This is a genomic window from Eudoraea sp., from assembly GCF_049669105.1.
Lineage (GTDB): Bacteria > Bacteroidota > Bacteroidia > Flavobacteriales > Flavobacteriaceae > Eudoraea.
Window position 1 is genome coordinate 1 of record NZ_JBATKE010000069.1, and the last position, 10,998, is coordinate 10,998.

At 41.5% G+C, this 10,998-nt stretch carries 7 protein-coding genes; 4 read left to right on the forward strand and 3 right to left on the reverse strand.

Annotated elements, in window-relative coordinates:
- Window positions 1–187: 187 nt before the first annotated feature.
- The 4 genes from WBM60_RS06295 (at window position 188) to WBM60_RS06310 (ending at window position 6,247) form a co-directional block, all read left to right on the forward strand.
- Entirely contained in the window at window positions 188–1,918 is a 1,731-nt protein-coding gene (locus tag WBM60_RS06295; RefSeq protein WP_424258566.1) for an IlvD/Edd family dehydratase, read from the forward strand.
- Between the two features lie 12 nt (window positions 1,919–1,930).
- The gene (locus WBM60_RS06300) at window positions 1,931–3,268 is read left to right on the forward strand and encodes a GntP family permease (RefSeq protein WP_299161339.1); all 1,338 of its coding nucleotides are present in this window, start codon (window positions 1,931–1,933) and stop codon (window positions 3,266–3,268) included.
- A 64-nt stretch (window positions 3,269–3,332) separates the two neighbouring features.
- On the forward strand, window positions 3,333–5,876 hold the full coding sequence (locus WBM60_RS06305) for a DUF7133 domain-containing protein (protein ID WP_424277841.1): 2,544 nt from the start codon (window positions 3,333–3,335) through the stop codon (window positions 5,874–5,876).
- Between the two features lie 29 nt (window positions 5,877–5,905).
- Window positions 5,906–6,247 carry an L-rhamnose mutarotase gene (locus WBM60_RS06310; RefSeq protein WP_424261702.1) on the forward strand — a complete coding sequence of 114 codons (342 nt, stop codon included), beginning with the start codon at window positions 5,906–5,908 and terminating at the stop codon, window positions 6,245–6,247.
- On the opposite strand, the gene WBM60_RS06315 is transcribed toward WBM60_RS06310, so the two are convergent.
- The 3 genes from WBM60_RS06315 to WBM60_RS06325 form a co-directional block, all read right to left on the reverse strand.
- A complete protein-coding gene (locus WBM60_RS06315; protein WP_424282869.1) occupies window positions 6,244–9,414 on the reverse strand; it encodes a PVC-type heme-binding CxxCH protein in 3,171 nt (1,056 codons plus the stop codon). The genes WBM60_RS06310 and WBM60_RS06315 overlap by 4 nt on opposite strands.
- A 35-nt stretch (window positions 9,415–9,449) precedes the next feature.
- A complete protein-coding gene (locus tag WBM60_RS06320; protein ID WP_424279293.1) occupies window positions 9,450–10,418 on the reverse strand; it encodes a Gfo/Idh/MocA family protein in 969 nt (322 codons plus the stop codon).
- Window positions 10,415–10,998, reverse strand: a 584-nt coding sequence (locus WBM60_RS06325; protein ID WP_424282870.1) for an NAD-dependent epimerase/dehydratase family protein, incomplete at its 5' end; no start/stop codon positions are given. The genes WBM60_RS06320 and WBM60_RS06325, both read right to left, overlap by 4 nt.

Here is a 10,998-nt window from a genome sequence, read left to right on the forward strand (position 1 = left end):
AAACCATTTAATTAAAAGTAACAAAAGATTTTCAGTCTCTGCAAATATTTACTAAAAAAGACCTTAGAATAGAAATAAATGCGCAATCCATTTTGTTAACTGCGTTAAAGATGATACCTTGATTTCCGTATAAATGATTAAGGTTCATCTAAAATATTAGTTGTTTCCACATAATAAGTATCAGTTAATGGAAAAAGATAAGCAAGAAAGATTGAGAAGTGAGGATTGGTTTAATCCCGGAGATCCAAAATCAGCATTCATTCACAGGTCATGGCTCCGCAATCAGGGTTATCCAAATGATTATTTCAATAGAAGACCTGTAATTGGTATTTGTAATACCTGGTCCGAATTAACCCCATGCAATGGTCATTTAAGAGACTTTGCGGAATTCGTTAAAAAGGGTGTTCTTGAAGCTGGTGGTGTCCCTTTTGAATTCCCGGTCACCAGTATGGGGGAGATTTTAATGCGACCCACAGCAATGCTTTTCAGAAATCTGGCAAGTATGGATACTGAGGAATGCATACGTGCAAACCCTCTTGATGGAGTTGTTCTTCTAACAGGGTGCGACAAGACCACACCATCTACCGTAATGGGAGCCTGCAGTGTTGACCTTCCAACAATAGTGGTCCCCGGAGGGCCCATGCTAAATGGAAAATACAAAGGAGAACGCATAGGATCCGGCACATTTGTATGGACCTTAAAAGACAAGATCAAAAATGAGGGGTTTACAGCGGAAGATCAAATAGAAGCTGAGATCTGTTCAGCACGCAGTGCAGGGCATTGTATGACTATGGGAACAGCTTCTACTATGGCCTGCATGGTAGAAGCTCTTGGACTTACTTTACCGGGGGCAGCGGCCATACCTGCAGTAGACTCCCGTAAAAAAGTTATAGCACAACTATCTGGAAGGCGGATAGTTGAAATGGTAAAAGAAGACCTGAAGTTGTCTAAAATCCTCACTCGTGAGGCCTTTGAAAATGCCATAAAATTAAATGCCGCTGTAGGAGGTTCCACTAATTTTATAATTCACCTGCAAGCTATTGCGGGAAGAATTGGGGTTCCTCTTCATTTAAAGGAATTTGACACCCTTGGCAGTAAAATACCATTGCTGGTAAATCTAATGCCTTCAGGTAAATTCCTGATGGAGGACTTTTTTGATGCCGGTGGTTTACCGGTTGTCATCAATCAAATGAAGGAACATCTGCACAACGATGCCTTAACAGTTAATGGAAAGCCAATTGGGGAAAATAATAAAAAAGCAGAATGTTATAATTCTGAAGTAATTGCAGCAATTGATCAGCCTTTTATTGAAGAAGCAGGGATTGCCGTATTATATGGTAATTTATGCGAAGATGGAGCTGTGATTAAACCTTCTGCTGCAACCCCGGAACTTATGTCACATAGAGGCAAGGCCGTGGTATTTGAGAATATTGAGGATTGCCATGCAAATATAGACAGGCCGGATTTGGATATTGATGAAAACAGTGTAATTGTCCTTAAAGGGGCCGGACCTGTTGGTTATCCCGGTATGCCTGAGGTAGGTAATGTGGATTTGCCTGAAAAGCTATTAAAAAAAGGGATAAAAGATATGGTACGCATCTCAGACGGACGAATGAGTGGTACTGCCTTTGGCACGGTAGTGTTACATGTTTCACCAGAATCATCTATTGGTGGGGTTTTGGGATTGGTGCAAACAGGAGACTATATTGTCTTGGACGTTCCTAACAGGAAACTGCATTTGGAGGTGGAACAGTCTGAACTTGAAAAAAGAAAGGCGGCCTGGACACCCCCTCAACCGGCCGCAGACAGAGGATATACCAACCTATATACTAGAACCGTGCAACAGGCCCATCTGGGGGCAGATTTTGATTTTTTAGTAGGAAAATCAAGTTCTGTAGTAAAACGGGATGCACACTAAACCAATCACTTTATGACAACTATTTTATTACTCCTTTTAAGCGTGGTAATTATTGTATTACTCACGGCAAAATTAAATGTCCATCCTTTTTTAGCCCTGCTGGGTGCCGCTCTTTTCTTTGGACTTCTATCAGGTATGGATCTGAATATGATTGTACAATCTATCAACGACGGATTCGGGATTACTCTGGGTAAAATAGGCGTGGTCATTGTTCTGGGTGTAATAATTGGCGCCTTTCTTGAGCATTCAGGAGGTGCCTATAAACTGGCTGAAATAATCCTTAAAATAATAGGTAAAAACCGCGTTCATGAGGCTATGGGATTAGTTGGTTTTGTGGTCTCTATCCCGGTATTTGCGGATAGCGGATTCATTATTCTCAACCCATTAAATAAAAGTCTTTCAAAAAGGGCTGGTTTATCTATAGTGGGGACAGCCACGGCATTGATTCTCGGTCTAATGATAACTCATGTTCTGGTACCTCCAACCCCCGGGCCTATTGCAGCAGCTGGAATTATTGGGGCTGATGTGGGTTTGGTAATGTTGGTAGGTTTAGTTATTGGCCTTCTTTCGCTGGTGGTCGCAGTTATTTATTGCAAAAAAATGGGAGCCAGGAACTATATAGATCCTAATCCGGATATTACTGAAGAAGAGATTCAGGAAAAAATAAAACAAGCCCCTAGTGCTTTTAAGTCGTTCTTGCCCATATTAATTCCCATTTTACTTATTGTAGGGAAATCTCTTGTCGAATTTAATTTGGTTGAAGGCCAGGCAGAGACCGCGTGGATGAAATTAATTTCCTTCATTGGTTCTCCGGTTATTGCATTGATAATTGGTATGTTATTCGCTTTTCTGCTTCCCAGAAAGTGGGATAAGACTATTTTATCTACCACAGGTTGGGTTGGGAATGCCCTTACCGATGCCTCAAACATAATTCTTATTACTGGTGCCGGAGGAATTTTTGGTACGATCTTACAGAATAGCGGCATTGCCACTACTTTGGCAGATACGCTCGCCACAGCCAATCTGGGAATTTGGTTACCGTTTATGTTATGTGCGGCGATTAAAACCGCTCAAGGATCCTCTACTGTTGCGTTAATTACCACAGCGTCAATCATTGCTCCATTATTGCTTTCCATGGGATTTGAAACTGAGATAGACAAGGCTTTGGTTGTTTCGGCCATAGGCGCAGGTGCTATGGTAGTTTCCCACGCAAATGATAGTGGATTTTGGATCCTTACACAATTTTCAGGGATAGATGTGAAAACCGGTTATAGAGTATATACTCTTGGTACATTGATCGTTGGTTCATTTGCAGCTTTACTGGTATACGTAGCCACATTTATTGTATAATTAAAGAGCTTCTCAAATGTTTGTCAGAACTTTTGAAAGCATAAAATTCGTATTTTAGAGGGCTATGTCTAGAGAAAATGAATTAATCTTTCGTATCCGCCCGCTCTTACTCTTCCTTGGGATACTGATATTTATTCAGGCTTGTAAAAAAGAGCCTTCCCCTCCCTTGTCACCTTCACAGGCCCTTCAGTCTTTTGAACTGGCAGACCCGGATCTTGAAATTCAACTGGTGGCTGCTGAGCCTCTTGTGCAAGACCCTGTGGCAATATCTTTTGACGAGGCTGGCAGGTTGTGGGTTGTAGAAATGATCGGTTTTATGCGTGATATTGATGGTACCGGGGAAAAAGATCCTGTAGGAAGAGTGAGCGTATTATTTGATAATGACGGGGACGGGCAAATGGACAAGAGCATCATATTTTTGGATAGCCTGGTGCTTCCAAGAGCCATTGCGGTGGTCAATGGTGGAGCCCTTGTTGCTGAAAATATTCCTCTTTGGTTTGCAGAAGACACTGATGGGGATTTTAAAGCAGATACAAAAACATTAATTGATCCCACATACGGTGGCCAAGGAATGCCTGAACATTCTGCCAATGCGCTTTGGAGAGGAATGGATAATTGGTATTACAATGCCAAATCTAAAAGCCGATACCGGAAGATAAATTCTAAGTGGATTAAAGAAGAAACGGAATTCAGGGGGCAATGGGGCATTTGTCATGATAATGCGGGGCGGTTATTTTATAACTATAACTGGTCACAATTACATGCAGATCTTGTTCCTCCAAATGCGCTCCAAAGAAATAAACATCATAAAAGTAGCAGTGGTATAGATCATGGACTGACACTCGATCGCAAAATTTATCCTATAAGAAGTAATACGGCGGTAAACCGCGGTTATGTTCCGGGAACCCTGGATGAAGAGGGAAAATTACTGGAATTCGCATCAGCTTGTGGCCCTTTAATCTACCGTGGAGATGTCCTTCCTGATTCATATATGGGAAATGCCTTTGTTTGTGAACCTACCGGTAACCTGATCAAAAGAAATACAGTACTTGAAGATGGATTTATGTTAAGCGCTTCAGGGGTTTATGAGAATCGCGAATTTCTTGCTTCAACAGATGAGCGATTTCGACCCATTTCTCTGGCTTCAGGACCAGATGGGGCACTCTATGTGGTGGATATGTATAAAGGTATAATTCAGCATGGACCCTATATGACAGACTATCTGCGGGAAGTAACCTTAAATCGGAAACTCGACAAACCTATAAATATGGGTCGCATATGGCGCATTACATCCAAAAAAAATACAACAGAAAAAGCAGAGGATCTTTCCAAAATAGAACCAGTAGGATTGGTTAAACTATTGAACCATCCGAATGGTTGGACCAGGGATATGGCCCAACGCCTACTGGTGGAAAGTAGTGACCTGTCAATTGTTCCTGAATTAGAAAACATGCTTGCTTCAGAAAATCCTTTAGGACAACTTCATGCCTTATGGACCCTTGAGGGATTAGGAAATACAAATTCAAAGCCTTATCTCTCTGCCCTGCATGCTGCAGATCCAAAAGTAACCCAGGCCGCCTTGCGTCTTTCTGTTGGGATATTAGATAAACAACCAAAAGTTCTTGAAGAAATACAACAATTTATTTCAGATGCCTATGATCATGCAGACCCCATTTTACAGATGCAAATGGTATTGACATCTGATTTATTGGAACCGGAATATGCTTTTAAGATTTCAAAGAAATTCCTTAAAGAATACAATCAGAATCCTGTGGCGCGTGATGTTGTTATGAGTAGTATGGAAAATAGAGAAGCCGCATTTTTCAACAACCTGATGTCTGACGAGGAATGGTATACCTATGATCAGAATCGCGAAATATTTATTGAAATGCTGGTTGCAGCGGTTGCAACAAAGGGTGCAGAAGAAGAAATTCTACCTATTTTGAATAAATTGAATTCCCCTCGAACCCAAAAAACACAATGGGTGACCAATGCAATTATAAACGGAATCCTCAACAGTTCAGCCTCGCAAGACAATGCCAAAATTGAACTTACACAGGCACCTCCTGTTTTCCAAAACCTAAAAACCTTGGAAAAGACAGATGAAAATATGTTGGCCAACTTACAAAAATTATTCATCTGGCCAGGTAAACCAATTGAAGTACCTGATAGCAAACAGAATTCAATTGAAGTTGATCCGTTGGTTATGGCTACGGGACGACAGAATTTTTTAAACCTTTGTGCCAATTGCCATGGTACTCAGGGAGAGGGTATGGCCAGATTTGCACCACCATTAAAAAGTTCTGAATGGGTTACCGGTGATAAAGAAAAACTTGCTATGATTTTATTGCATGGTATGGAAGGACCTGTTGTAGTTAATGGCAAGGAATATGGGATTCCGGATATATTACCCAATATGCCTTCATTTTCAACACTGCAGAATGAGGACATAGCCGCCATTTCTACCTATATAAGAAATAGCTGGGGGAATTCTGCGGAGGCCATCTCCAATGGTACCGTTGGCAGAATAAGATTTCGTACTCAAGGTAAAATTACCCCCTGGCAGGCTTCTGAATTGGATACTCTGGTATTTGATTCAGAGCTCTGAATTAGAAAAGTATTAACCAAAATTAAAATATGAGAAAACATTGTCTGGCATTGGATCTTAAAGATGACGATGCACTGATTGCTAAGTATGAGGAGTATCATAATAATGTATGGCCCGAGGTTTTGGAAAGTCTTTCAAATTCGGGCATTAACCACATGGAAATCTATCGTGTTGGAAACCGTTTATTTATGATTATTGAAGTAGAGGATCATTTTTCATTCGACAAAAAGGCCAAAATGGATGACGATAACCACAGAGTGCAGGATTGGGAGGTTTTAATGTGGAATTATCAACAGGCTCTACCCTTCGCTAAACCTGGTGAAAAGTGGTTGCCAATGGACAAAATATTTGAATTTGACGCCGCTATTTAATTCATTGGATGTTCCCTTAAAAGCTCTTCCGCTGAGTAAAAACCTTCTTTATCTTTAATATCATCTCTTACTGCCTTCACTTTTTCAGCTGAAATGGCGGGCGCTTTATTGCCGAAAGCATTTCTAACAAATGTAAGTACCGAGGCTATTTCTTCATCGTTTAGCATACCGCCAAATGGAGTCATAGGAACCTGCCCGGGATATGTTTTCCCTTTTACATCAATGGGGCCCATAATTCCTTTGAGTGTTAATTTAATAAGACGCTCCTCACTTCCGGTAACCCATTCAACCCCGGCCAATGGTGGAAATTGAGATGCACTTAAACCTCTTCCATCCGGTTGATGGCATGTAATGCAAAATCCTTCTCTTTTGTAGATCTCTTCCCCTTTAACAAACAGTTCGCGCTCTTTTCCTTCAAGATCTGTTTTTATACCTTTTGTTTCCGGGTCCTGTCCCATATTATGGTCATTTAAATGTGCGATCGCAGCCTCATAGGGAAGCTCCATCCAATCATCCAGAGGTTTGTGGCCCGCAGCTTCAAGTACGGCCAGTCCGGATTCCTTTTCTAACCATGAAGCCGCCACAAAGGCCTCCAGTCGTACACGTGGATTATCATCAACAGCTGCAGTCATTAAAAGTTCCACCTGGTCAGGTATTTGATGACCAGAGTATCTCAAAACCCTCACAGCAGCAGCCCTGGCTCTGTAATCCTCTGCATTTAAAAGTTGCCTTAAAAGAGCATCATCAATTTGGTTTAACCCCCAACTTACCCATAAGGCTTCCAATACATGGTGTTCATATCTTTCATCATTCCTGTCCAATCTATTGACCCATTCCCTTAACTTATTCATCACCTCAGATTTATCCCTTGAACGTAACTCTCTTTTTGTACGATATCTTGAACGGTATTCGGGAAGTTTTAAATTATCCAGCAATTCATCAATACTTGCATCAACGATCTTCGCCGGCTCCACCAAAGGCCGGGATGGATAAGTAATCCGATAAATCCTGCCGTGAACATGATCCCTTAAAGGATCACGGGCATTGTGCTGCATATGTCCAACCAACACGTTATGCCAATCTATTAAATACAATGACCCATCAGGGGCAAACTCCATATCCACCGGCCGGAAATTAGTATCGTCCGATGTTACCAAATCCAGCCTATGTTTGCTGATATATCCAGCTGATTCAGGATCGTCTAGCATCGTGTGTTGTTTGGTTCCCAGGAATCCGATAGTGTTATTGATAATCAAATCGCCCTGAACCTCATCAGGAAAATGCCTGCTCGAAATAAATTCCAATCCCGAAGTAGGCCTAACCCGGTGTTCTTCCTGAATCAGGTTTGCAGGTAAAGGGGAAGCCTGGCCATATCTCGGTTTTATAGTTCCGGGCATCATCCAGGTAACATCCGGGCCGGAAGTATGCGCAAAGAAATTTTGTCCCCATTCATCAAAAGCAATACCCCATGGGTTAGGAATTGGCAATTGTGCAGTCCGCTCAAGGTGATGCCTTTGTGGACTGTAGCGATAAAACCCACCGTTTGTAGCCCGAACGGGACCATAAGCGGTTTCTACATTAGTATGCAAGAATACACCTTCTCCCATATAGATAGCTCCTGATGGATCTGCTGTGAATGCACTGGTTGTATGGTGTGTATCATGGTCATCAAATCCGCTTAAAATAATTTCCTTCACATCTGCCTTGTCGTCGCCATCCGTATCTTTTAACAACACCAGGTTGGTGCCCTGGGATATGTAAACTCCCTCGGGAGCAAATTCAAAACCAATTGTCAGATGCAGTCCATCTGCAAAGGTGGTTTGCTTATCGGCTTTGCCATCATTATCTGTATCTTCTAAAATTAGCAGCTTATCATTAGGTTTACTGTCACCCGGTCTGTAATGCGGATAGCTGGGCATTACTCCCACCCAAAGTCTTCCCCGGTTATCAAAGGATAGCTGTACAGGATTAGCGAGGTCGGCAAATTCCTTTTCAGAAGCAAATAATTCCAATTTATAACCCTTGGCAACTTTGATCTTGTCTAACGCATCTTTCCCATACAAATAACCTGCCTCAACATCTCCCTGACCAGGGTCATAATTAGTTTTTACAGGCGGAAGTTTTTTAGTTTTGGCGTCGGCCGTTGCTACATCTGTCTTTTTACCCTTTACAGCAGCCCAAATTGCGGAATCGCGAATGGCGGTCATTTCGCGTATTTTTTCTATTTCAAAGGGGTAGTTAGCGGGTCCAAAAGGATCAAAACGCCTGCCAAAGGCATGAACACCATTGGGCATTTTATAATCGTTGTGCCAGTACCAGTTTTTATCCATTACAGCTTCATGTACCAAATTGCGATTCTCCTCAGCCTTGCTCTTGTTTTTTCCAAATATTTGGTCAGTCAGTAACTTTGCAAACTTTTGATAGCCCAAATCATTTAATTGAAATCCGTCTGAAGTAAGATTCTCAGCCTCCTTGTTGAACCATTCCGAACTTGGATTAAATGCATCTACAAATAGAATACTATCTGCTTTGGCTATTTCCCGCATAGCTTCTGTATATAACAACAAATTCTGATTCTCTCTAACTCCGTCCGGCACGTCTTTTTTGGCAGATAGGTTTGCAAATGCGATAGGGGAAACCAGTGCCAACTGAGGCTGTTCGATGCCATTGTATTTTTGTTTCCTGGTATGCTGAATAAAAGCATGTAACTCGGCTTTGTAATTCTCCAAACCTTCCTTACCCTGAAAGGATTCGTTATAGCCAAAAAATGCGATGATAATATCTGCTTTAAGCCTGCCTAGCCATTCATCGGGTGTTTCATAATGCCCGATACTTCCTGATTTCTGGGCAAATTCTGTTTGAAATTTTTCAGCGCCCGGAAATGCCCAGGGTGAATTTCGTGCCGAGTGGGGCCTGAATCCGGGAGTGTTACCTCCATCACACATATTACGAATGAATAGTAAACTATCCGGGTAGCGCAACTGCATCTCTGTTTCAAAGTGACCAAAATTCATCATCCGGGAACCCAGATTATTACCGATAAGGACAATATGATTCCCCTTATTCAGTACCAGGGAATTGTCTTTTTTGCCACAGGATGTGAGAATAAGTGCTATAATGAGCATTAAGTATATTCTTCTTATAACAATTAATTTCTTAGTACTCATAATAACTATATATCAAAAATTCAAATGTTCTTTTATTAATACTTTATATGAATCCCTTCCTTTTCAGAGCGCTCACAAGCTTCTATAATTCGCTGACAACTTATGGCGTCTTCCAATGTCGAAAGAGGTTCCTCTCCTGATCGTAATACCTTATTAATAAAATGTGTAGCCGTATTTTTAATGGATTCAGGATAGCTGTAATACGTCTGAGAATGCGCCCCTTTTCGTTCATTAATAACCCAATCGCGATAGCTGTATCTGGTACTTCCTTTTGTTCCAATTACCTTGATTATGCATGTCCATGGATCCCCGGCATGGTCGTCATTTGCAAAACTTGCCGATAAATGACTTAGTGTGCCATTCTCCATTAGAATATTCGCCATGGCCACATTTTCCTGCGGGGCAATTGTGCTGTCTACGGTATGCTTCATACAAGATATGATTTTGGGTTTTCCCGCCAGATACAACATGGTATAACAATGATGTGTTAATATCTGCCTGATTACCCCCGGGTAACGTACCCTGATATCATCTGAATGGTGAATATTATACATCATATAAAATTGGGTGATATCTCCAAGGCTACCATTCTCAATCATGGATTTGGTTCTTAATATCCCAGATTCATATATGTAATTATGTACCGGCATACATTTTACCCCAGCCTCCAGTACAGCTTTTTGCATTTTTTCCAACTCCGCTATACTTGATGCGGCCGGTTTTTCAACCAATATATGTTTCCCTGCAATGGCTGCCTTTACGGTATATTCACAATGCGTTTCCATGTTGGTAAGGATAAAAACCGCATCTATTTTAGGGTCATTCAGCAATTCATCAACATTTTCATAGGCCATGCATCCGTATTGTGCAGCCTTCATTTTGCCTTTTTTCGAGGTTCTGTTCCATAGTCCGGCTAACTCCGCACCCTGAAGCCCATTAATGGCCTCAGCATGCAGATCGGCAATATCACCTGCTCCAATTAATCCAATTCTTATTGTGTTCATGTGCTTTCTACTGAATATTTCAAAACTCCTTTACGCGCCATATTCTGGAATTCCTCAAGAGAAATCCGAACCCCTTTGGCAATTGAGGTCAAAGGCAAATTATTAAATGTCTTTTCAATTTTCTTATGACTTAAATCGGAAACAAACAAATTGGGCGTTGCCCCATCAGCCACCGAAAGTTCAGCATACTGCCCTATTCCCATATTATTTGCCTGTTCCGTTACAATGTCTAAAAACTCTTCAACAGCAATAGTTTTTCCTTTTATATTGAATGCACCAAAACCGTCAAAATCCTGTAAGGTGCTTTCTGCAAAATGGGCGCCAACATCTTCAACAAAATGGTAATTCTCCCTTCCGTCATAAGGCATTTTAAAAGGTACTAATTTCCCGGTAACTGATCCCATGGCAATAGCCTTTAAGGCATTTGTAGGTGCTGAAGTTTTTCCCTTATCCCGTCCTTTTCCATAGGTTGTATTAATTCTCAGGCATACAGTGGGTACTTGTGTATTGTCATAAAACAGACGAGCCAGATGTTCCCCGGCCAGCTTCCAGATCCCGTAATGATTTGGCGGTGCCAATG

Coding starts and splice junctions, on each gene's coding strand:
- WBM60_RS06295 (WP_424258566.1), top strand. CDS start 188: ATGGAAAAAGATAAGCAAGAAAGATTGAGAAGTGAGGATTGGTTTAAT.
- WBM60_RS06300 (WP_299161339.1), top strand. CDS start 1,931: ATGACAACTATTTTATTACTCCTTTTAAGCGTGGTAATTATTGTATTA.
- WBM60_RS06310 (WP_424261702.1), top strand. CDS start 5,906: ATGAGAAAACATTGTCTGGCATTGGATCTTAAAGATGACGATGCACTG.
- WBM60_RS06320 (WP_424279293.1), bottom strand. CDS start 10,418: ATGAACACAATAAGAATTGGATTAATTGGAGCAGGTGATATTGCCGAT.
- WBM60_RS06315 (WP_424282869.1), bottom strand. CDS start 9,414: ATGAGTACTAAGAAATTAATTGTTATAAGAAGAATATACTTAATGCTC.
- WBM60_RS06305 (WP_424277841.1), top strand. CDS start 3,333: ATGTCTAGAGAAAATGAATTAATCTTTCGTATCCGCCCGCTCTTACTC.